Origin of the sequence: Vibrio iocasae, from assembly GCF_042245395.1 — a bacterium.
Lineage (GTDB): Bacteria > Pseudomonadota > Gammaproteobacteria > Enterobacterales > Vibrionaceae > Vibrio > Vibrio iocasae.
Genome location: NZ_CP145311.1, coordinates 2,665,080 through 2,687,028 on the forward strand (window position 1 = coordinate 2,665,080; position 21,949 = coordinate 2,687,028).

Consider the following 21,949-nt stretch of genomic DNA (forward strand, 5'->3'; position numbering starts at 1 on the left):
CGAACATAAAAATATTAAGCGTAATAGCTTATTCCATCATCTTTTGAAGCAATATTCGCATTAAGATTGATGGCTTCATCAAGGTTTAGCTCATCTTCTGCTGAAGAACCACCCGATAAGCCGTTACCATTAGAGTTATTTCCCGCTGCATATTCTTGCTGCTGACGTCCGGAATTCTGCTGCTGAACCGATGAGTCTGCTAGCTGAATACCCTGTTGAGATAACATTTCTCTTAGTCGTGGCATTGCATGTTCGACCATATCTCTCGCCTGTGGATTCGAAACGGTAAACTGCACCGATGCCATATCGCCATTCATCGACATACGAATCTGCATTCTTCCCAGTTCAGGTGGGTCGAGGCGAATATCTACGTTTTTCAGATTCTTCGACATCATCATTTGAACGCGCTCAGCCAACTGCTCACCACCAACTTCTCTTGCTAGCTGTAGTGGAGATTGTGCCGCGGCCTGTTGCACTTCACTTCGAATTTGTGCCTGCTGAACACCCTGTTGTCCAGCAATACCAGCCAACTGCTGACTTAAATCTTTATCTTTTTCCTTGCTCTTCGCAGCCATTGCTCCTGCTGCACCAGCAGCTGTCATAGAAGCTAACATGGCTGCATTGTTAGCAGTTCTGTTGGCTGAGTTAACAGTTTGCATCTGCTGTGCTGATAAATGAGATACATCCACAGGTATCGCATTTGGATTAGTACTTACCGGTTGCGAAATCTGTTGAGCCACCGCTTTTTCTGCTTGCTGACTCGCTAATTGAGCCTGCTGTTGTAACGTTTGATATTGCTGAGCCTGAGATTGCTGATTTAAAGCGTAAGCAGAAGAACTCATTGCAGCAGACTTAACCGAATCAGGTACTTGCTTAGCGACTTCCTGAACCGCCGCAGCATTGCTTGAAGCCTGAGCCAATATTTGCAACTCTTCTTCGGTTAGCTCGCTCGGATCTTTGCTCAAAATTTGCTGAGTCAAACTGGTTTCTATTGGCAACTCAACGGCTGTAGCACTCACACCAGCAGCTTGTACTGCTAATGGCTCAGCCGCATGAAGAGCGGCACCAACACCGACTGCACTTGCCGTTTTTCCTGTTTCCCAAATTAATGATTCAGGGCTAATAGGCTCTTTTTTATCCTGTCCTTTCGTTGCCTGCGTATTTGGGGTATTCACACTTGTCGCAGCCTTTAGTTGACTGACAGCCAGAGCGGAAACATCAATATCTTCACTCTTATGCTCTTCAGTATCTAACTGAACAACTTTGTTATTCATTTGAAGCGCTACTTGCTCGGTATCCGGCGTCTCTCCTTCAACCACTTTCACTTGCTGTTTCTCTAGCGCTTCAAATTTCTCTGTTATTTGCTTCAAAGAGTCAGCGTCGGTTTCGCTAAGCTCTTTCGTATCAGTCCCTTTTACCTGGACATACTTTGATACTAAATCCTCTGGAATCTTCGCTTCATCACCAGCCGTTTTTAATTTGACTGAATCAGATTCGATAAACTTGCTCACCTTATTCTGGCCATCTTCCAGGTGTTGCTTGGATTCCTGAGCTAGTTTTTGTGGCAACTCCTTGCCGGAGTTGTCATTTTTGAGCGCCTGATTAGACTCATCCAAACGTTCCAGTAATGCGCTGCCTTCACTCATGGTTTCAGAGACTTTTTTCTCTCCTTTGGATAGAGGTTCCAGCTCAGTTTCAAGGCTGTTTTTGTTGCCTTGCGGGTCTGAATCCACTTCTTCACCTTCAGTGAGATCTCCCTCTAGTTCCAATAGCTTAGTAGCACTCTCACCATCGCCCTCTGCTTCAGTGGCTTCAAGACTTTCACCCACTGCTTTATCGGCATTTTTAACATCTTCAGTGCCTTTCTCAGTACCTTCCGTTTCGGAACTAAAAATGGAGCCTAAGACACTTAGAAAACCGTCTGATTCCGATGCTTCACCTGATGATTGGCTGCTGCCTGCTCCGGCTTGCAAAAGCGCAGATGACTTTCCAACCTCTGATACAGAAAGGGTATTTTGACTCATAGACTTACACTCACATCAGGTTTAGCGACACGTACCTGAACAAAGGTCAGATACGCCTGTTTGTGTAAAACCTGCAATATTCGAGCCAGATTAAAGCTCTAGTCAGGATGAAACTAGGAGTGACGCTTTCGGCTGAACTGAAGCGTGGAGAACTCATCCATCTGCTTCTGCTCTTGCTTATCCAACATCCTTTGTTTTTCTGTTTTCTTTTTGTCTATCATCCACTCGTAAGAGCGGCGCTGTTTACGCATTTCAAGCCAGTAGTCCTGACAGTTTTCCACCTGAGACTTAAAGTGCTCTTCAGCTTCTTTCTGTTTTTTTAATGTTTCATCAAGCTGAGTCAAAAAGCGATTAAGGTGCCCATACTCACTCGCACTAAGACCTTGTTTACCTCGGTCAACTAACTGCTGACAGTAATCCAGCCGATATTTCTCTATCTGAGCAACCTGAACATAATAGTCATCCAGCTCTGCTCTAGCCTTATTCAATGCCAATACCGCCTGATCTTCTTTCTCCTTCGCCTGTTCAAGAAGAAAGTTCATTGCGTTGTCCATTAAGCACCACCGTTAGGCTGCAATATGCTCTTCAACATGTTGATACACATATCGTAAGGGACCGTCTCTTTCATACTCTGTTGCAGGTATTGGTCCAGAGTCGGCTTGATAGTAAATGCGCTATCTATGGCTGGATCTGTTCCCGGTTTATAAGCACCAATAGAAACAAGATCTTGATTCTTCCGACAGATAGAAAGAACTTGTCTGACGGCTTTGGACATCAGAACGTGTTCATCTGTCGTTATCTGAGGCATAACACGACTAACAGATTTCTCAACATCTATCGCTGGATAGTGGCCCGCATCTGCCATTTCACGGGAAAGCACAATATGCCCGTCGAGAATCGCGCGGGATGCATCAGCGATTGGGTCCTGAAGATCGTCTCCCTCAGTCAGAACCGTAAAGAATGCCGTAATAGACCCCTGCTCTGGACTGCCGTTACCTGCTCGCTCAACTAGTGCAGGTAACTTGGCAAATACAGAAGGTGGATAACCCTTGGTTGCAGGAGGCTCACCGACAGAAAGCGCGATTTCACGTTGTGCCTGAGCAAAACGTGTTAGCGAATCCATAAGTAGCAGAACATCGAGCCCCTGATCGCGAAAGTACTCTGCAATAGTCAGCGCTGTCTGACACCCTTTTAATCGCATAAGAGGGGAAGCATCAGCAGGAGCCGCAACAACAACAGAACGTCGACGCCCATCTTCTCCAAGTATCTCTTCAATAAACTCTTTTACTTCTCGACCACGCTCACCAATCAGGCCTACAACAACAACTTGTGCCGTGGTACCCCGAGTCATCATTCCAAGCGTCACCGATTTACCAACACCAGAGCCGGCAAACAGGCCTATTCGCTGCCCTTTACCAACCGTCAACAGGCCGTTTATGGCTTTCAAGCCAACATCGAGAGGCTCAGAAATTGGTTTTCTTAAAAGTGGATTCATTGGTTCAGAACTAAAGGATGCGGTTTGCTCGGTATAGATTTCACCCAATCCATCTATAGGGTTACCCACACCGTCAATAACGCGTCCTAGCAACTCCATACCCACTGGTAAGCCGCTTTCTCCTGTCATCGGAGTCACTTTGGCTCCAGGAAGCACACCGGTAATCTGCTCACTTGGCATTAGAAAAAGGTTATCTCCGGAGAAACCAACCACTTCGGCTTCCATCTCTCCAGATAGCGTTTCTACTTTACACAAGCTTCCGATAGGTGCCTTGCATCCCGTAGCTTCAAGGGTTAAACCAACCACTCTGACGAGTTTTCCAGATGCGATTGCCCGGGTTCGTAGACCCGTGGTTTTATATTGGGTAAGACGATCTGCCAGAGCCAGCATTACTCATTTCCTGGTTGATGACGATTTACACCACAAAAGGAGCTCAGGACAGAGCGAACACGCTCTTCCATTTTGTAGTTAACGCTGGACTCACCCGCTTCAATCTGAACATCACCACGACTCAGGGACGGCTCACTCAGCAGTTTCCAGTTCCGGAAGTTGAGTTCTTCCTCACCATATGCCGACTGAACGATCTCGACATCTTCAGGGTTTAACTTAAGTGTGATTTCATGACCTGCTATTGGCAGAGATTCAACCGACTCTTTCACGGTGTCTAAAATGATCTGAGGGTTTGTCTGGACCTCTACGTGCACAACTTCACGGGTAAGCGCAATGACCATATCAACAAGTTGTCTTTCTACCTGAGCATTCATTAGCTCTAACGGCTGCGCAAACTGGTTTGCCAGATTAACAAACTGCTCAACCTGCTGCTTAATATGATCCTGACCTGCAGCAATACCTTCAGCTTTTCCGTTTTCTAAACCTTCAGCGTGGCCAGCTTCCAAACCTTTTTCTTTACCTTTCTCAAACCCCTGAGTAAAACCCGCTTCCTGCCCTTGCTGATAACCTTCCTGGTAAGCATCCTTTTGAATCGCTTCTAGATCTGCAGCACTCAACTCAACAGGTTCTTCTTCAACAGGCTCGTCAAAAGTAGGTATCCAGCCCGGATCGTAATTCATTGCGGTTTCGCGGGCTTCTTTATGGGTATCGGAGGAGTAATCAGGCATTCCCCATTTTTCTGGCTTAATATCTGATTCATCCTCACCGGGACGTAAAAAACCACGCTTACGCTCAAGAGCCATAGGAATACCTTTCTAAATTTTTTATTTCTAACGCGTTACAAGAACTCGTCCGCGCCACCAGCCAGCATAATCTCACCACTGTCAGCCAGTTTACGGGCAACAGCGAGGATCTCTTTCTGAGCAGCTTCTACATCAGCAACACGTACAGGCGGCATTGCTTCGATGTCGTCACGCATCATCTCAGCTGCACGCTTAGACATGTTCTTGAACACTTTCTCACGCAGACCTTCATCTGCACCTTTGAGTGCTTTCTGAAGAACATCCTGAGGAACATCACGCAGCAGCTTCTGAATACCCATATCGTCCACTTCGATAAGGTTGTCGAATACGAACATAAGATCCTGAATCTGAGTCGCCATATCTTCGTCCTGATCGCGAATCTGATCCATCAGCACACCTTCGATGCTGTTGTCCATAAAGTTCATGATCTCTGCAGCAGCCTTCAGACCACCAATCTTCGCAGCCTGAGCACCTGCCTGACCTGCAAACTGTTTCTCCATGATTTCGTTCAGCTCTGCCAGAGCAGATGGTTGAATTTCTTCAAGGTTGGCAATACGCATCATTAGGTCAAGGCGTACTCGCTCTGGGAACTGAGACAGGATTTCTGCAGACTGATCCGCTTCCAGATAAGAAAGTACGATGGTTTGAATCTGAGGGTGTTCGTTTATGATGATGCTGGCCACCTGACGAGGGTCCATCCACTTAAGTGAATCCAGACCTTTCGAACCAGTTCCAAGCAGAATCTGATCAACAAGGTTGTTTGCCTTGTCTTCACCAAGTGCAGTAACCAGCGCTTTACGCATAAAGTCTTCACTGCCCATGCCAATGTTCGTGTACTTCTGGATATCTTCCAGAAAAGCTCTGTGAACCGCACCAACCTTATCGTTGTTCAGGTCAGTCGCCCGTGCCATCGCGCTACCTACGCGCTGCACCTGCTTTGGTTCCAAATGACGAATAATGCCAGCCGCATCTTCTTCGCTCAGACTCAACAGAAGAATGGCGGCACGCTCATCACCTGCAATAGAGCCAATATCAATTTCAGTCCCGGTTGTGGCGACTTCTCCGCCTTCTTCGCGTTTTACAATTTCATCAGGCATCTGCAATCCAATTCTTCACTACTTGAGCGGCAAGCTCAGGTTCATTAGCAACAAGAGCACGAACAGCTTTTAGCACATCTTCATCTTTGTGCAGGTTCGGTAGTTCAATACCAGAACCAAACTCGAACGCCTCTCCGCTCTCTATATCACTGCCAATCAGGCTGGTATCATCGGCACCAATCGGTAATCCATCCGGGCCAAGTTCACGCCCTTGTTCATCAACTTCGGCAGCAGGATTAAGCAGTTTCTTCATAGCCGGACGGATCAGAACTAATACCACAATGATGACAACCAGAGCACTTGCAAACCAACGTACCCAGTCATTAAAGTTCGGATGGTTCCAGATTGGTTGTTCAACCGCAGTTTCAATCTGTGGCTCTGCGAATTTCACGCTTAACACGTTTAGCAAGTCACCACGCTGCTCATTGAAACCAACAGTACCAACCAATACCTGGCGAATAGCATTTAACTCACTTTCAGACAGTGGTTCATAACTCACTTCACCAGTATCAGGGTTGGTAACTGAACGATTTTTGACGGCAACGGATACTGTTTGTCTGTTTACAACTCCGGTTTGGCGACGTTCATGGCTAATCGTGGTATCCAACTCAAAGTTACGTGTGGCTTCTTTGTGAACAGAACCCTGCCCCATTACGGAACCGTCTTTCATCTGCGCAACGTCTTGTGGGATAGAAGCATCAGCGGGTGGCTGATTACTTAAAGCCCCAGGAACACCAGCAACAACATTGCCGTTATTGTAATCTTCTAAGGTGTATTCACTGCGGGTAGATGCAGTGTTTGGATCAAATCTTTTACGGGTTTGTTCGATTGAGCTGAAATCAAGTTCAATATCAACTTGAGCGGTATAGTTACCAATACCCAGAATCGGAATAAGTACAGAGTCGATTTTTTGTCTTAAATCCTGCTCTTGTTTGCGTTCTAAGTCTTGCTCTTTACGCCTTGCTGTCGCGAGAGGGTCCTGTGAACCAGAGCTGAGTAGTCGACCATGTTGATCGGTGACAGTAACGCGAGTCGGTTTCATTCCGGGTACTGCACTGGCAACCATATCGACAATGGAATCCACTTCTTCTTGATCTAGAGTATTACCTGTGCGAAGCGTAACAAACACAGTAGCAGACGCATCCTGGTTCTGACGGACAAAGACACTTTGCTTAGGCAGAGCCAGAAGCACCGATGCTTTTCGCACCTGTCTCATCTGTTCAATGGCTTTGCCGAGCTGCCTTTCGCGGCTTAACTTCAATCGTTCACTTTCAAGACGTTGAGATACACCAAAACCCATGTCGTTCAACAAAATGTCATCACCAGCCGGATCCGGCTGGTTCAGACCTGCGCGGGCAAGGCTCAGCTTTAAGCTGTCATATTCTGAAGCGATAACCTGAACGGTATTTCCATCCAGTTTGTATTCTGTTTTCTGTTGGTCTAAATAATCGAGGACCGTAATGAGTTCATCGGTTTCGTAAGTGCCTAAAGGTCTCATTTCAGGCTCTTTTACCCAAAAGAACATCATCACAATGAGTGCGACACAGATAGAAATCGACAGAACAAGAACTACCTGACGCAATAGGTCCAAATCGCCCATAGCCAAATCAAATTTGGAGGCGCTTTTCTCATCTAAATCAGGATTTTGTGTTCCGGAATCCAGTTCTGGATCGGTCAGCGCAGTACTACCCGAACTTGTCACTGCTAGATCTGTTGATTGATTTTCTTCAGCCACGTTGGATCACCTGAATTAAACTGGCATGTTCATCAGTTCTTTATAAGCTTCTACAAGCTTATTTCGAACCTGAATGGTCGCATCAAACGCAACGCTGGATTTGTTTTTTGCAATCATGACATCAGAAAGGGAAACATTTTCATCGCCACGATCAAATCGCATCTGCATATCACCCGAGGCTTTTTGTAATGAGTTTACGTTGTTGATAGCAGAATTAAGCAGCTCACCAAAATCGGCTCCGACTTTCTGACCTGTAGCAGGGGCAGAAGTGTTCATTGCTTCCATCTTCATTGCCTGCATTTCACCGTGAATTCCACTAATACTCATCTAAACCTCGGTTGCCAATTTATTGACTCTATTTTTCGACCTTATATTGACGCTGCAATTAGTATGCCACCGAACAATGAACTGCCATTGTTATGGGATCTCAATTCCGGCATCACGCATTTTCGCTAGTTTATAGCGTAAGGTTCGTGGGCTAATGCCTAGTTTTTCAGCAATATCTTTCCTTCGGCCGTTACACTCAATCACTGTTTCTAAAATAATAGCGTATTCCTGTTCTCTCAATTCACCACCCAGTCCTTCAGTTCCCGTTGGCTTAGGCGCTGACATATTTGCCAGAGGAGAATCTGGCTCAGCAACAGGCTTGATGCTTGGAGCAACTTCACCGGTTTCTACCGCATTTTGCAGACTGTTTGCATCATTCCAGTCAACACCTTCAAGAAGAATGTGGTCAGAGTTAATATTTCCCTGTTCACTTAAGATCAGCGCCCTTTGAACAACGTTGTCTAACTCACGCACATTACCCGGCCAACCATAAGACAACAGTTTATTCAGTGAGTCGTTCGAGAACTCAGGAACCGGAAGGCCGAGTTTCTGGCAGTGACGTTCCGCAAGGTGCTTAGCCAGTGGTTCAATATCACCTGTTCTATCTTTCAGAGGTGGCCAGGCAATAGGGAAAACATTCAGACGGTAATATAAATCCTCACGGAAATTCCCTTCGTTGACATATTGCTTCAGGTCCCGGTTACTGGTTGCGAGCACACGAACATCCAGCTTGATGCTCTTTCGACTACCTAACCTTTCAACTTCTCTTTCCTGAAGAACACGAAGCAGCTTAGCCTGAAGGTTCAGATCCATCTCACTGATTTCGTCAAGTAAAATGGTGCCACCCTGTGCCTGCTCAAACTTACCTGGGCATGCCTGAATCGCACCAGTAAAGGCACCTTTTTCGTAACCAAATAGCGTTGCTTCCAGCATGTTGTCCGGAATTGCGGCACAATTGATCGCCACAAATGGGCCATCTTTACGGTTCGATGCATTATGGATATAACGAGACATTACCTCTTTACCAGAACCACTTGGTCCCAAAACCATTACGTTCGCATCTGTTTTGGCCACTTTATCTGCCAATGCCAGCAACTTAAGGCTTTTTTCATCGGCAACAACCGCATCACCTTCATCATCAGATTTTACCGGAGCATAACGGCTGACCATATTAAGCAGTACTTCAGGTGCGAAAGGTTTCGCCATATAGTCAATCGCACCTTCTTTCATCGCAGCTACTGCATCTTCGATGTTAGCGTAAGCCGTCATAAGCAGAACAGGCAGGTTAGGCCAATGCTGCTTAATATTGCGAAGCAATGCGAGGCCACCCATACCAGCCATCTGTACATCAGAGACAACAATGTCCACTTCCTGAGCTTTCAGCTTAACCAATGCATCTTCTGCACAGTCTGCTTCTATCCATTCGTACCCAGCCAGCGCAAGGGTATCGACCAGCGCTTCGCGTAGGCCTTCGTCATCTTCAACAATGAGTACTTTACTTTGTGCCATTACTCTTCTCCGGATACGTTTTCAACCAGAGGCAGGCAAACTGTAAAGCATGCGCCATCCCCAGGCTCTGAAATTAATTCTAGTCTGCCCTTATGGGCTCTGCACACCATTTGAACCACCGCTAATCCAAGGCCTGTACCTTGGGAACGTGTCGTAAAAAATGGCTCCATGATCTTGCTTTGCAGCTCTTGTGGTACACCTGGCCCACTATCTTGTACGGAGACTTTCAACTCTCCTGCAACTGGCCTGAAAAAGACATCCAGTTGTGACTCTTTCCCAGCAATTTGAATCGCGTTAATCACCAGGTTACTAATTGCTGAGGCAACGGCATTTACATTGCCCAGTAGTTGTGAATCATCACCTTCGACTTCCAGGAAATAATCGATGTGATTGTTCTGAATAGCGGTTTCAACCATAGGAGTAAACTCTGCGACTAGATCTTCAACACTAAATGACTTCACAACCTTGTTGTCACCACCCTTAGCAAAAAGCAGCATATCGTTTACCTGCTTTTCCAGATCATGCAACCTGTCCATCAGCTTATTCTGGAATCTTTCTCTAGTCGGAGCAGGTAAGTTGGGTGCGCCCAAATTTGAAGCATATAGCATGGCACTGGAGAGTGGTGTTCTTACCTGATGAGCAAGAGAAGCAACCATCCGACCCAATGAAGATAAACGCTGGAGGTCACCCACCCGAGACTGCAACAGCCTTGTTTCGGTCAGGTCCGTTATCAATATCAGTTGCCCCGTTGAAGAAGCGGATATTGCCAGCCTTACCTTGCGGCCATTGCGCAGAGAAATCTCATGACCATCATCATCCTGAGGCGAAAAAGCACTCTGAATAACGGAAAACCACTTTTCACCAACCAGAGGAACTTCTAATAAACGTTGTGCTTCAGGGTTTGCTTCCTGAATCTCACCTTGGGTATCGAGCAAAATAACGCCTGCAGGCATAACATCCAGCACTTGTTTATAGCGAACGACCTGTTCTTCTAAATTGTCGGGATATATCGGGTTTTCCATAAGGTGTGTCGAGATTCCAGCTAAATAAAACAATGACTTGACATGCAAATAGCACACCAAGTCATTTCTTATTTATAATCAATAATTTAGAATCAAGACAACGTCAATTTGTTGACAACAGCTCTAAAAGGAAGGAGTAAAAACTTATCGCTGTAGATTGTACTTTTTCATTTTCTCAACCAATGTTGTGCGTCTCATTCCCAACATATCAGCTGCACGGGCAACAACACCATCCTGAGCATCAAGCGCCTGACTAATCATGTTAACTTCCATATCAGCCAGCAACTCTTTTAGGTTAACACCTTCAGGTGGCAGTGCATTTGAAGCACCAAACGACGAATCAGACTCTTCCTCGAACACAAAATTTTCAGAGAAAATACCATTGAGCGCTTCTCGTTCCTGTTCCTCTACACTACCCAGGCTGGTGTCATATTCTGGTTGGAACTCAGGTATGTCTGAGTATCGATATTTAGTAGGGAGCTGATTTACATCCACCAAACTATTCGGATAGAGGATCATCATACGCTCGACCAGATTAGCCAACTCACGAACATTACCCGGCCAGTTGTGCTCCATTAGAGAGTCTACCGCTCGCGGTGTGAAACTTATCTGTTGGCTACCTTCCGCTTCCATTCGCGTCATTAATTCCTGCAACAACAAAGGAATATCTTCCTGACGTTCTTTTAGGGCGGGCATTTCAATAGGGAAAACATTCAGACGATAAAACAGATCTTCCCGGAAACTCTGTTGCTCTATCATGGTTTCAAGGTTTCTATGGGTGGCAGCGACAATTCTGACATTCACTTTTATCGTGCTATTTCCACCAACACGTTCGAACGTTCTTTCCTGTAGGACCCGAAGCAACTTAACCTGCATCGGCATTGGCATATCACCAATTTCATCAAGGAAAATCGTACCGCCTTCCGCCATTTCGAAGCGACCTTTACGCGCAGTAATTGCGCCGGTAAAAGCGCCCTTTTCATGGCCAAAAAGCTCACTTTCCAATAGCTCTGCCGGAATTGCACCACAGTTAATAGGAACAAATGGTCCGCTGCTACGCGCAGAATGGTAGTGAACATTGCGGGCTACGACTTCTTTACCCGTACCTGATTCACCAAGTATTAGAACGTTAGCTTCAGTACCGGCGACTTGCTCGATTAGATGCCTGACTTCCTGAATACCGTTACTCTGACCAACTAAGCTGCGGAAGAGAGTGCTTTTACGTGATGCACTAGCCGTTAGCCCCTGTTTACCCTGATAAATAGCACAATGACGAAATGCATTGCTGAGTTGAGGGTAATTCAGTGGCTGAGCCAGTTCACCTATATAGTGTGGGTACTCGTCCAGACGGACAGTACTGTTTCCTAGTTTAATCAGGGGTATATGAATCGCGGTACTGAGAATATCAGTGATCTTTGCAACCACCTTATCATCCGTAATTGTACCAACAATACAACCAGTCCATTCCTTAGATAGATCGACCTGTCCGATTTGATCTGAGTTTATTACCTCAGCATGTTCTCCAACAAATTCAAGAATCGTACTTAATTGAAATTTCTGATCCTGATTATCCTCGATGACGAGCAACTTTGCCAAAACCTGCATAAAAATAAAATAGCGCCTTTTCTTAAAATTCTACTGTTACGGCTTTATCTAAAATCCCTTGAGCTTATAGATAAACAATAGACAACTTCTCTCAATCTGCACACGTATCCAATCACAATTACAGAAAAGTGTTATAAATCTGATGCTATACAGATAAATATCAAGGAGAACAGAAACAAGAATACCCACTACTTGAGCGGGTAAATATAAGAGGCTTATTTTATTTAAATCATGAGAGAAGGCAACTCAATCATTGTCAGATGTGAACCAATTTAAAAAAAGAATTCACATAGTTACCTTTCTTATTGATAGATCACTGACCTAATTCAGCAGAGGTGAGGTTATGGTACTCCGTAGGAATTTGGTCCCAGGCTGACTTAATCTCTCTAATAATATCAACGACATCATCAATAGCCTGCGGATTATTTTCTGCATTAGCTTGTGTTATCTGTGCAATAACAAACTCATACAGCTGATCCAAATTCTGTGCAACATCACCACCATCGTCCATAGAGAGGCAGCTACGAAGGCTAATTACAATATCAAGCGCCTTTCCTAAACGTTCGCCCTTTACTGCAATATTCCCCTGTTGCATAGCCGCTTTACCCTGCACCAAGCGTTCAATTGCACCTGCCATCAGCATCTGTATCACCTTATGCGGAGACGCAGCACTAAGCTGACTGTCTACAGATACCTTTTTATATGCCTGTAATGAACCTCGCATGGTATTCCTCTTCTTATAAAAACTGCTGGTAGCGTTGAATAGACTTACTACCATGTCTGAATTTTTTAAGTTGTGCACCAATTTCATTGGTTTTACTTTGCATCAACTCAACAACTTGTTTTGTTCTAACCAAGGCTTCGCGCCACTCTGGCGACTCGTTCAACGCTGGGTCAGATTTTTGTTCATTTAAAATGTTTTGCAAAATCTGTTCCCTTATATCGACAAGCCCTACAATTTCTTCAGCGTTAATATCGCTTTCTTGTAAAAGAGACAATAATTTGTGATCTATCTCATGTAACTTCTTTAAATAGCTCACCAGTTATCACCCCAACGCACTCATCATACCGGATAACTGACTCTGCATTTTTGCCGTCGCATCCTGCATTGCCGCAAACTTATTGTGTGTTCGTTGCTCGAGACCTTCCATTCGTCTGTCTAATGACACTTGCTCATCCTGCAAACGGAAATTCTGATCGCGAAGCGTATTTTCACGAGTTCTTAGTGTACCCGTCGGTCCGGTTAATGTTTGAATTGCGTCTTCTACTTTTTTGGCGAAACCATCCTTCCCACCAAAAAACTCTCCTAAACGAGTAAAGTTGTTCTCCAGTTGTTTATCAAGCATCTCATAATTTATTTCTAGCGTACCTTGTCGGGTAGTAGTAATACCAAACTCAGTCAGCGTTTTGAGATCTTCCGGCGCACTATTGATGGAAGAAGTGAACACATTTTTAAGACGGGACTCTGCAGTACGGACAATACTATCACCAGCCAGAGGGCCTGTTGCCCCGCCCGGTTGGTTAAGTGATAGCTCTTTACTCGTGGCATAAAACTGATTGTAAGCATTCACAAACTGTTCGATTTCGTTACGAACCGTTTCTCTATCGTACTCAACATCAATCTCGGTAGACTTTTTATTCGGATCAGTAACACCCTTTACCGTGATATCAATCCCCTGAATAGCATCCTCAATGACATTATTTTCACTGCTTAACTGAGCGATACCATCGAGCATGACAATCGAGTCCTGAGCACTTTGTGTCTCCGTCATCCCTCGATAAGCGTTCATGGAATCTTCCGCGGCTCTCAGAGCCGCCTGAGTATCATCGATTTTAATTTGGTAGGCGCGCTCTTCAGGAGACATTTGCTCAAGGCGCATTTGGTGAGCCTGCTCTTCTGTGATTTCACCTTTATCGAGCGCAGCATCAATGGCATCAGAGCGCTCCTGAAGTAGTTTTTGCCTTGCTTCTTCTGCTTCTTTAGGCGTCTGATACGAATCTGTAAGCGTGCCCGATGCAGTATTTGACCAACCCGGGACGGCCGTCATTTTTTCAATAGCGATCTCATCTAACTCGGGCATTGGAGCCCTGTAGGAGTCAAGTAATGTACCGGAAGCGGATTCGTTCCAGCCAGGAATTGTGTCTTCAGGGAGAATGGATTCACCAGCGGCTGCAGCGCCATCCAAAGCGGAATCAAGACCTGACGCGGCTCCTACCTGGCCAGCTGTAGCAGCAGCGGTGAGTGCTTCTGCCGCCCCTGTAAGTGCATCAGCGGCAGCGCCTAAACGGCTCGCATCATCATTGATTTGACCGGCAGCCTGACCTTCGCCCTCTTGTTCGGCATTTGGGTCAGGATCGGCAACTTCTTGCCCTGGTCGGGGAGCAGCCAACGCATCAGCAGCTGCCCTTCGTGCCTCTTCCAGAGATTTAACCCGCTCTTCGAGTGTCTTGTACTCTAATTTTCTGAGTGGGTTATTAACATCTGTTTCAGCACTGATTTTGACTTGGTTTTCTACTCCTGATTTATCAGAAGCAACAATTAATCTTTGGCCTTCGGTATCATTGATCACTGACGCCCGAACGCCTGGGTTTCCGCTCGCCCCATTGATGCCGCGGACGACATCCATGAGTCTCGCGTTTTCATTAACTTCAACAGTAAACTTGTTTTTGCCAAGCTGAATCTGCAGCTTGCCAGGCCCAAAGCGTAAGTCATCACCAAGAGGCTCTGACGCAACTTTCTGGCTCTGAGCAAGCTGCAACACATCGATAGCATATCTACCAGCGATAGCGTCCGTCGTAGCTGTGGCTGATACTGCTTCCTCATCGGTAGATTCGACTTTCCGGACCGCAAAAGCCTCCTCCCGACGGAAATTAGCCATCAGGTTTTTCATGGTATCCAGTGACTCTCTGAGTCGCCCATAAGCACTGATACTAGTATCAATACGGGTGCGTTCACCATCGATGCGCTGTTGTTTAGGAACACGCTCCGCATCAACGATTTTCCTGACCATGGAATTGATATCCATGCCAGTTCCGCCACCCAATGGGTTTAAACTCATTCAACTCACCTTCATGATAGTTACACCTTCTCCTCGACGAATAAACCCGAGTTTCTGGCTGCTAAACGCCTAAGGATAATTAGCATCTCTTCATCAGGGATTTGTCTGATTACGTCGCCTGTACTGGCTTCGTATATCGTAACAACCTCTCTCCCTGCTTCTTGATCGACACGGAAGGACAGACCTTTATTGATAGAATTAACGAAATCATTCATTGTTTCCATCATTTTTTCCAGTTCCTGCTTGTTCTGCTCGTTTCTCTCTTTAACAAGTTTCTCAAGAGGATTGGGTTTGTCTACTACTTCCTTACGCTGAACCTTTTCAGGCTCTTGTACTTGTGTCGTTGTTTGGGTCGATACTGCATTCTTAGCGTTTTCACTATCTGAAGCAAGTTTTGTGCCACCAGAAGGACCATAAGGCTGGATGTTCGATGTGTAGGATGTAATGTCCATACCGATCTCCCTTCCACCTTCTGGGTTAGCGATTAAATCACTCTCGATAGCAAGCGCAGGTTATTCACCCGAACCTACTTAACCCAACAAGCTTAGAGCTGCCGATGGAGTCTGTTTTGCCTGAGCCAGAACAGATGTACTCGCATTCTGAAGAATTTGAGACTTAGTCATCTGAGTGGTCTCTTTCGCAAAGTCAGTATCCTTGATACGGCTTCTGGAAGCATTTACGTTCTCGTTAATGTTTTCCAGGTTATTGATAGCATGGCTGAAACGGTTTTGGAACGCACCTAAGTTAGCTCGTTCACTATCCACCGCTTTCAGTGCACCATCAATAACAGACACTGCCTGCTGGGAACCAGCAACAGTTGTAACGTTAATATCGTTAACTGTTTTATTTTCACCAGCAGATAAGTTCAACTCACCCGCAAGTCCACCACTGAATGACAGTTCACCACCCTGAACAGCTTGGTTTGTTGCGAAGATTTGTAGCTTATTGTCTTCACCAACAGAAGCTTTGATATCTTTGTGCTGACCATTGATATAAGTCGCTAGCTCTTCAATATCATTACCTTCTTTAGCGTTCAGCGTTATTTCTTGTGCACTGCCCCTACTATCAGTATAGGACACTGTAAGGTCACTAGCACCACTAGACACTGTCCAGTCAGCAGCCTTAGCTTCTGTAGCCTGATAAAGCTTACCACCCATACCAGCGGTGTCAGTACGCATGTTGCTGATAGAAAGACTTACTGCCTCACCTGAGTCAGCTCCAATCTGGAAGGATTGAGCACCGAACTGACCATTCAATAGCTTGTTACCACCAAAAGATGTGGTTTCAGCAATGCGGTTAAGTTCGTCGTTAAGTGCAGTAACCTCTTCCTGAATTGCCACACGTTCCGAACGAGAGTTCGAGCCGTTAGCAGACTGCAAGGAAAGGTCACGCATACGTTGAAGGATGTTGGTCGTCTCATTCATTGCACCTTCAGCTGTCTGTGCAATAGAGATACCATCATTTGCGTTACGCACGGCCATATCAAGGCCGCGGCTTTGAGCGGTTAATCGGTTGGAGATTTGTAAACCCGCAGCATCATCTTTCGCGCTGTTGATTTTATAGCCTGAGGACAGGCGCTCCATCGATTTATTCAGACCTTCATTCGCCCCTACGAGGTGACGTTGAGCGGTCATAGCAGACACATTCGTGTTTACATTTATTGCCATAATTGATCTCCTTTGGCATTAGAGTTTGATGGCCGCCACGTCTCTCACCTCGCTTAGGCACATCATTTCATTTCTCTCATTCCCCTTAACGGCGAATGAAATAGATCCTTTAGAGAAAAATTAATTTTTTTTCGGCTTTTTTTTGTGAAGGGGTTTTTATGTGATCGTGATCATATGGAATGCAATTTTTAGTTTTCTGTTTGGCTCATTATTGTCTCTCAAAGGCTTACCGGATATGCTCTCTTCCGCTAACCGTATAAGGTCTGTGTTTACCTTGCATCGCAGTACAGATATCCACATGTTTGCTGCAGAGAGCATAACCGGCAATCCTTCCAACCTGTGCGTGCTGTCTGTGAAACTATCTGTATAGCTTCTTAGTGCACTTAATGCTGGGAGTATGCTGGTAACCATCTCCACTTTTGCTTATCCGGTGTGCTTTATGGAGTGAACATGCGAATACCACATAAATACCTTCACCATAAAAACTCCAAAAAGCAGTTCAGCGGAATAAAGCATTCCGGGTGAGCATTTAGGTATGAAATAGTGAATGTTTACCTGGCGTGCTCCATGCAGTGAGCATGCGAATATTTCAGAAAGTTATTCAACTATTAGCGGTAAATAAGCGGCTCAAACGGAATAGAACATTCCAGGTAAACATGTTGCAGCACATTCTTCCAGGCAAAGAAAAACCCAGTCGAAACCGGGTTTTCATTCATCCTCACTAACTCAAAGCTTAGCCAAGTAGGCTCAGTGCCGAGTTTGGTGCCTGCTTCGCTTGAGCAAGGACTGAAGTCGAAGCCTGCTGCAGAATCTGAGATTTCGTCATCGCAGTCGTTTCTTTCGCGAAGTCCGTATCCTTGATTCGGCTCTTAGACGCGTTCACATTCTCATTGATGTTGTCTAAGTTGTTAATCGCGTGGTCGAATCGGTTCTGGAAAGCACCCAGCTCTGCACGGTGTGAGTCCACATACTTGATAGCTGCATCCACAATCGCTACCGCTTCCTGTGAACCACCCACTGACGTTACGTCAATCGTATCTACCGTTACCGCTTTGCCTTCACCCATGCTTAGCTCACCAGCAAGGCTACCACCAAACGATACGCCACCCTGTACTTTATTCGTACCGGCAAATACCTGTAGCTGACCGTCTTCGCTCACGGACGCTTCTACATGGTCTTGCTGACCATTGATGTAAGTTGCCAGCTCTTCAATATCATCGCCTTGCTTCGCGTTGATAGTGATATTCTGCTCCTGACCTGCATCGTCTGTTAGAGCGATAGTCAGGGTTGCATCTTGACCTACTGACCAGTCTGCACCTTTTGATTCGGTTGCCTGGTAAGACGTACCACCCATCATGGTGTTGTCTGAGCGCATGTCTTTTAACTGAAGCATTACCGCTTCACCGTTGTCCGCACCAATCTGGAAAGATTTCGTACCGTGCGTACCGTTCAGTAGTTTGTTACCACCGAAAGAAGTCGTTTCCGCAATACGGTTCAGTTCGTCGTTCAGTGCCGTTACTTCTTCCTGAATCGCTACACGGTCGGCTTTTGAGTTCGCACCGTTCGCAGATTGTAGGGATAGGTCACGCATACGCTGAAGGATATTCGTGGTCTCGTTCATTGCACCTTCTGCTGTCTGTGCAATCGAGATACCGTCGTTCGCGTTTCGTACCGCTACGTCAAGGCCACGGCTTTGAACATTCAAACGGTTAGAGATTTGAAGACCCGCTGCGTCGTCTTTCGCGCTGTTAATTTTGAAGCCAGAAGACAGGCGTTCCATTGAACCACTCAGGTCATTCGCTGCGCTGTTCAGGTGACGCTGTGCTGTCATTGCTGCTACGTTAGTATTTACATTCACTGCCATGGTGATTTCTCCAATTGATTTTCCGGTATAGCGGTTTCCGACGTCTCGGAAAACCAAGTAGTTCTCTCAAAGTTACTTTCATTAACGGCGGCAAATATGATTCCTTTAGAAAAAAATCGGAAAAATAGTTAAGAAAAACCGCTAACTGGCGTGAACGTGACAGGGAATTTAAAAATCAATCAAATATAAAATAAAGCACTAAAGTATCTGCATCTAAGGCCGATAGGATGGGATTTTAATATAAAAACTTACTTCTGACAGGTGGAAGAAGTGGCAAAACGGCTATCACAGAAATAGCCGTTATATCTAGACTACTCTACAGGAGTAATTTCACAGAACGTCCTTTCAAACTCCCCTTTATCTGAGTACTTAGAGGTACCATTTAACGTCACTGTGACAGTTTTGCCACTCTTGCAACGAATGGTCAGACTAACGTTATCGACATAACCAAAGTCTTTCAGGCAAGGAAAATTCTTGTCGACTCTAAGAAGAGACTCTACATCCAAGAACTCGAGAAAGTGCCTTCCTAATACTTCCCCTTTGCTATATCCGGTTAAATCTAACCATGCTGGACTCACATCCAGAATTGAGCCACTGTAATCAAGTGACTGAACCATCCTTTTTTTATCTCTTAAATCCATACAGTGGGTTCTGGTATGGATATATTCTTCCCGACAAACGTCCATAAGCTAGCATCCACATTTGGTTTATAATGATTTACTAATATTAACTCATTTGCGTATTCAAAAAAGAGACTGGGGTTAAAAGTCAGGGATGAAAAAAAAGAAATGCCCCTTTCCTTGGATAATACACCCAAAATCAGTAACTTATTGATTTAACTAAAGTGTAGCCTAAATCACAAATCAGAATGAAACGAATAATGGCGACAATTGGCGACCTATATTGAGCGTTGTCGCCACTTTGTCGCCATTAATTTTCTAGTGGATTGAGGCTCACAGCTTCGATTAGATGCTCTGGTGCAAAGTGAGCATAGACCATGGTTTGCTCAATTTTCTTATGACCTAAAATTCTTTGAAGAACAAGGATATTGCCACCGTTCATCATAAAGTGACTGGCAAATGTATGCCGCATTACGTGAGTAGCCTGCCCTTTAGGAACATAGTCAGGAAGTGAGTTTTTAACAATGGCATTAATAGCATTGTAGGGAATGTCGAAGACTTGGTGATCAGAAACTGCGATGTCCAGTATCTCTTTATATAGAGACTCAGAGATTGGAACACTTCGATTCTTCTTACCCTTGGTATCGATGAATGAGACTTTGTGTTTACTGATATGACTTCGTTTTAATCCAGCCGCTTCCCCTACCCTCGCCCCAGTAGCCAGGCATATTTTACAGATAACATGGGCCTGTTTTGCTCTTGGTCGAACTGTACAATGAGAAACTTCCTCCAGGAACGGTTCAGTATTCTCTTTAGTCAGATACGCCATTTCACGCTCTGACACCCTGATCTCTTCAACTTGCCCAACAGGGTTAGGTAACTTCCAATCACCATATTTGATCAACGTGTTGAACATTGCCTTAAAGTTACCCAGTTCAACATTCAAGGTTGTTGGTGATACTGGTTTATCTCTTTTTTCTGGGTGATGCCATCCCCTACTAGCTCGATAGTTAAGATAGTCGTGAGTGGTTAAGTGAGAAGCAATTGGATTGCCTAACTCTCTAACAGTTCTTTTGAGTAGGTTGTAAGTCTTAAGACCGGATTTATTATTCTGTCCTCGAACCAGCCACCAACGTTCAAGCAACTCAGATAAGCGCCGGTGATCAGGCTTATTACCCAACCACGGCTTTTCGTCGGTTTCTTTCATTAAGTAGCGTTCGTAGGCGGTAGCCTCACCTTTAGTGGCAAAGCGCTTTCTTACGCGTTTACCACTTCGACCGTTTGGGTAGCATTCGCATAGCCATGGTCTAGGGGAGTTATCTTTTAGGTTTCGAACTGACATAACACACCCATAAAATACTGGATACATAAACAGTAAAATGGTTTTGAACGTTATACAATGTTTGATATCCATTTTGAGATACAATCAATAGAATTAATTAGTTATAAAAACTATTAGGATGAGATTATGGCTCCTAAAAGGCCAAATGTGTTTGGTGATATTCCAGGGATAAAAGAAGGCCACTGCTTTGATGGTCGCAAAGAGATGATGCCTACAAGCTTCCATCGAGTATGGACTTCTGGGATCGATGGTAACGGGAAAGAGGGAACATCGGCGATAGTGCTGAATGGTGGGTATGCTGATGATGCAGACTTTGGTGATGAAATCCTTTATACCGGTGAAGGCGAAAACAAGAATGGTAAAGTATCTGCCGATCAATCCTGGAAGTCTCCAGGTAACGCAGGACTCCTGACTAGTTGGGATCGTGGACTACCAGTTAGGGTTGTGCGTGGCTACAAACATAAGTCAGAGTGGTCCCCCAAGAAAGGATACGTTTACTCAGGCCTATACAGTGTTGTTGATGCAAGAGAAACCATAGGTAAAGACGGTTTCAAAATATGTTTGTATCGACTTATCTATTGTGGTTCTAATCCTAAAAGATCTTCATCAGAAGAGATTGAGCTCGATTATACGAAAAGCACCTCTGAAAGACGCAAAGGGACTGTTTTACGTATCGTACGTGATACCAAGATCTCTCAAGATATTAAAGACTTGTATGGCTACAAATGTCAGGTATGTGGTACAGCAATTAAAACGAAAACTGGATTGTACGCTGAAGGAGCACACGTAAAACCGATAGGACGACCTCATAATGGTGATGATTGTCTAGATAACCTAATTTGCCTCTGCCCTAATCATCACGTTATGTTCGACAAAGGAACTTTCTCTGTCTCTGATGACTTTACCTTGCTAGGTCAAGAAATTGGTAAGCTAGCGGTTCACCCTAAGCACAAAATTAACCTAGAGAATTTTAGATATCACAGGAGTAGCCATGGCTACGATTAAAGTAACTTGCGGGCTAATTTTCGATGGTGATAAAATTTTTATCTGCCGTCGAAAGCCAGAAAAGTCTATGGGTGGCTACTGGGAATTTCCAGGTGGAAAAGTTGAAGAAGGTGAGTCTTATCAGGAGTGCCTAAAGCGCGAGTTAATAGAAGAACTTGATATGAAAGTTGAGGTGTTTAACCACTTTAAAACCGTCCTCCATGATTACGATAACTTTCAGATAGAGCTTATCGCATATACCTGTTCGTATATTTCGTCATCTTACCGGTTATCAGATCATGATAGATATGAGTGGTTGGCTCTTGATAATTTGCTTGAATACGACCTAGCTCCGGCCGATATACCAATGGCGAAACAATTACTTGAAGAACATTGCTAGTTATTT

21 protein-coding genes are annotated in these 21,949 nt (G+C 45.0%); 2 read left to right on the plus strand and 19 right to left on the minus strand.

Annotated features, from left to right (window positions below):
- Positions 1–14: 14 nt before the first annotated feature.
- The 19 genes from SNR28_RS21910 to SNR28_RS22000 all read right to left on the minus strand — a co-directional run bounded on the left by SNR28_RS21910 (position 15) and on the right by SNR28_RS22000 (position 20,559).
- Positions 15–2,024, minus strand: coding sequence for a flagellar hook-length control protein FliK (locus SNR28_RS21910; RefSeq protein ID WP_375750887.1), 2,010 nt, complete (start codon positions 2,022–2,024; stop codon positions 15–17).
- A 113-nt stretch (positions 2,025–2,137) separates the two neighbouring features.
- Positions 2,138–2,578, minus strand: coding sequence for a flagellar export protein FliJ (fliJ, locus tag SNR28_RS21915; protein ID WP_375750888.1), 441 nt, complete (start codon positions 2,576–2,578; stop codon positions 2,138–2,140).
- Positions 2,578–3,909 (minus strand): flagellar protein export ATPase FliI, encoded by a 1,332-nt coding sequence (gene fliI, locus SNR28_RS21920; protein ID WP_375750890.1) that lies wholly within the window; start codon positions 3,907–3,909, stop codon positions 2,578–2,580. Before fliI ends, fliJ begins: the two co-directional genes overlap by 1 nt.
- Positions 3,909–4,712: a flagellar assembly protein FliH gene (fliH, locus tag SNR28_RS21925; protein WP_375750892.1), complete on the minus strand. Its 804-nt coding sequence runs from the start codon at positions 4,710–4,712 to the stop codon at positions 3,909–3,911. The genes fliI and fliH overlap by 1 nt, the downstream gene beginning before the upstream one ends.
- 35 nt (positions 4,713–4,747) lie before the next feature.
- Positions 4,748–5,809, minus strand: a complete 1,062-nt coding sequence (gene fliG, locus SNR28_RS21930) for a flagellar motor switch protein FliG (RefSeq protein WP_375750894.1) — start codon at positions 5,807–5,809, stop codon at positions 4,748–4,750.
- Positions 5,802–7,544 carry a flagellar basal-body MS-ring/collar protein FliF gene (fliF, locus tag SNR28_RS21935; RefSeq protein WP_375750896.1) on the minus strand — a complete coding sequence of 581 codons (1,743 nt, stop codon included), beginning with the start codon at positions 7,542–7,544 and terminating at the stop codon, positions 5,802–5,804. Before fliF ends, fliG begins: the two co-directional genes overlap by 8 nt.
- Before the next feature lie 15 nt (positions 7,545–7,559).
- The gene (gene fliE, locus SNR28_RS21940) at positions 7,560–7,871 is read right to left on the minus strand and encodes a flagellar hook-basal body complex protein FliE (RefSeq protein WP_375750898.1); all 312 of its coding nucleotides are present in this window, start codon (positions 7,869–7,871) and stop codon (positions 7,560–7,562) included.
- A 90-nt stretch (positions 7,872–7,961) separates the two neighbouring features.
- A complete protein-coding gene (locus SNR28_RS21945; RefSeq protein ID WP_375750900.1) occupies positions 7,962–9,380 on the minus strand; it encodes a sigma-54-dependent transcriptional regulator in 1,419 nt (472 codons plus the stop codon).
- Complete coding sequence (locus SNR28_RS21950) at positions 9,380–10,402, minus strand: PAS domain-containing sensor histidine kinase (RefSeq protein WP_375750901.1); 1,023 nt, start codon at positions 10,400–10,402, stop codon at positions 9,380–9,382. Before SNR28_RS21950 ends, SNR28_RS21945 begins: the two co-directional genes overlap by 1 nt.
- Before the next feature lie 144 nt (positions 10,403–10,546).
- A complete protein-coding gene (locus tag SNR28_RS21955) occupies positions 10,547–12,007 on the minus strand; it encodes a sigma-54 dependent transcriptional regulator (RefSeq protein ID WP_375750902.1) in 1,461 nt (486 codons plus the stop codon).
- A 313-nt stretch (positions 12,008–12,320) separates the two neighbouring features.
- Complete coding sequence (gene fliS, locus SNR28_RS21960) at positions 12,321–12,731, minus strand: flagellar export chaperone FliS (RefSeq protein ID WP_375750903.1); 411 nt, start codon at positions 12,729–12,731, stop codon at positions 12,321–12,323.
- Positions 12,732–12,744: 13 nt separating this feature from the next.
- Positions 12,745–13,050: a flagellar protein FliT gene (locus SNR28_RS21965; RefSeq protein ID WP_375754142.1), complete on the minus strand. Its 306-nt coding sequence runs from the start codon at positions 13,048–13,050 to the stop codon at positions 12,745–12,747.
- A gap of 3 nt (positions 13,051–13,053) precedes the next feature.
- Positions 13,054–15,066, minus strand: coding sequence for a flagellar filament capping protein FliD (gene fliD, locus SNR28_RS21970; RefSeq protein ID WP_375750905.1), 2,013 nt, complete (start codon positions 15,064–15,066; stop codon positions 13,054–13,056).
- 20 nt (positions 15,067–15,086) lie between these two features.
- The gene (gene flaG, locus SNR28_RS21975) at positions 15,087–15,518 is read right to left on the minus strand and encodes a flagellar protein FlaG (protein WP_375750906.1); all 432 of its coding nucleotides are present in this window, start codon (positions 15,516–15,518) and stop codon (positions 15,087–15,089) included.
- Between the two features lie 78 nt (positions 15,519–15,596).
- Positions 15,597–16,733: a flagellin gene (locus SNR28_RS21980; protein WP_375750907.1), complete on the minus strand. Its 1,137-nt coding sequence runs from the start codon at positions 16,731–16,733 to the stop codon at positions 15,597–15,599.
- Positions 16,734–16,889: 156 nt separating this feature from the next.
- Positions 16,890–17,144 carry a hypothetical protein gene (locus SNR28_RS21985; protein ID WP_375750908.1) on the minus strand — a complete coding sequence of 85 codons (255 nt, stop codon included), beginning with the start codon at positions 17,142–17,144 and terminating at the stop codon, positions 16,890–16,892.
- 322 nt (positions 17,145–17,466) lie between these two features.
- The gene (locus tag SNR28_RS21990) at positions 17,467–18,597 is read right to left on the minus strand and encodes a flagellin (protein WP_375750910.1); all 1,131 of its coding nucleotides are present in this window, start codon (positions 18,595–18,597) and stop codon (positions 17,467–17,469) included.
- A 311-nt stretch (positions 18,598–18,908) separates the two neighbouring features.
- Entirely contained in the window at positions 18,909–19,238 is a 330-nt protein-coding gene (locus tag SNR28_RS21995; RefSeq protein WP_375750911.1) for a PAS domain-containing protein, read from the minus strand.
- Between the two features lie 289 nt (positions 19,239–19,527).
- Positions 19,528–20,559 (minus strand): tyrosine-type recombinase/integrase, encoded by a 1,032-nt coding sequence (locus SNR28_RS22000; protein ID WP_375750912.1) that lies wholly within the window; start codon positions 20,557–20,559, stop codon positions 19,528–19,530.
- A gap of 126 nt (positions 20,560–20,685) precedes the next feature.
- Between SNR28_RS22000 and SNR28_RS22005 the strand changes: the two genes are divergently transcribed.
- Both SNR28_RS22005 and SNR28_RS22010 read left to right on the plus strand, forming a co-directional pair.
- Complete coding sequence (locus tag SNR28_RS22005) at positions 20,686–21,564, plus strand: YDG/SRA domain-containing protein (RefSeq protein WP_375750914.1); 879 nt, start codon at positions 20,686–20,688, stop codon at positions 21,562–21,564.
- Positions 21,551–21,943: a (deoxy)nucleoside triphosphate pyrophosphohydrolase gene (locus SNR28_RS22010; RefSeq protein WP_375750915.1), complete on the plus strand. Its 393-nt coding sequence runs from the start codon at positions 21,551–21,553 to the stop codon at positions 21,941–21,943. The genes SNR28_RS22005 and SNR28_RS22010 overlap by 14 nt, the downstream gene beginning before the upstream one ends.
- The last annotated feature ends 6 nt before the right edge of the window (positions 21,944–21,949 follow it).

Excerpts from the sequence above, each read along its gene's own strand:
- fliS (WP_375750903.1), bottom strand. The coding sequence starts at position 12,731 with ATGCGAGGTTCATTACAGGCATATAAAAAGGTATCTGTAGACAGTCAG.
- SNR28_RS21995 (WP_375750911.1), bottom strand. The coding sequence starts at position 19,238 with ATGGATTTAAGAGATAAAAAAAGGATGGTTCAGTCACTTGATTACAGT.
- fliJ (WP_375750888.1), bottom strand. The coding sequence starts at position 2,578 with ATGGACAACGCAATGAACTTTCTTCTTGAACAGGCGAAGGAGAAAGAA.
- SNR28_RS21985 (WP_375750908.1), bottom strand. The coding sequence starts at position 17,144 with ATGGTTACCAGCATACTCCCAGCATTAAGTGCACTAAGAAGCTATACA.
- SNR28_RS22010 (WP_375750915.1), top strand. The coding sequence starts at position 21,551 with ATGGCTACGATTAAAGTAACTTGCGGGCTAATTTTCGATGGTGATAAA.
- fliG (WP_375750894.1), bottom strand. The coding sequence starts at position 5,809 with ATGCCTGATGAAATTGTAAAACGCGAAGAAGGCGGAGAAGTCGCCACA.
- flaG (WP_375750906.1), bottom strand. The coding sequence starts at position 15,518 with ATGGACATTACATCCTACACATCGAACATCCAGCCTTATGGTCCTTCT.
- SNR28_RS21980 (WP_375750907.1), bottom strand. The coding sequence starts at position 16,733 with ATGGCAATAAATGTAAACACGAATGTGTCTGCTATGACCGCTCAACGT.
- fliE (WP_375750898.1), bottom strand. The coding sequence starts at position 7,871 with ATGAGTATTAGTGGAATTCACGGTGAAATGCAGGCAATGAAGATGGAA.
- SNR28_RS21955 (WP_375750902.1), bottom strand. The coding sequence starts at position 12,007 with ATGCAGGTTTTGGCAAAGTTGCTCGTCATCGAGGATAATCAGGATCAG.
- SNR28_RS21910 (WP_375750887.1), bottom strand. The coding sequence starts at position 2,024 with ATGAGTCAAAATACCCTTTCTGTATCAGAGGTTGGAAAGTCATCTGCG.
- fliH (WP_375750892.1), bottom strand. The coding sequence starts at position 4,712 with ATGGCTCTTGAGCGTAAGCGTGGTTTTTTACGTCCCGGTGAGGATGAA.
- SNR28_RS22005 (WP_375750914.1), top strand. The coding sequence starts at position 20,686 with ATGGCTCCTAAAAGGCCAAATGTGTTTGGTGATATTCCAGGGATAAAA.
- fliI (WP_375750890.1), bottom strand. The coding sequence starts at position 3,909 with ATGCTGGCTCTGGCAGATCGTCTTACCCAATATAAAACCACGGGTCTA.
- fliD (WP_375750905.1), bottom strand. The coding sequence starts at position 15,066 with ATGAGTTTAAACCCATTGGGTGGCGGAACTGGCATGGATATCAATTCC.
- SNR28_RS21945 (WP_375750900.1), bottom strand. The coding sequence starts at position 9,380 with ATGGCACAAAGTAAAGTACTCATTGTTGAAGATGACGAAGGCCTACGC.
- SNR28_RS22000 (WP_375750912.1), bottom strand. The coding sequence starts at position 20,559 with ATGTCAGTTCGAAACCTAAAAGATAACTCCCCTAGACCATGGCTATGC.
- SNR28_RS21990 (WP_375750910.1), bottom strand. The coding sequence starts at position 18,597 with ATGGCAGTGAATGTAAATACTAACGTAGCAGCAATGACAGCACAGCGT.
- SNR28_RS21950 (WP_375750901.1), bottom strand. The coding sequence starts at position 10,402 with ATGGAAAACCCGATATATCCCGACAATTTAGAAGAACAGGTCGTTCGC.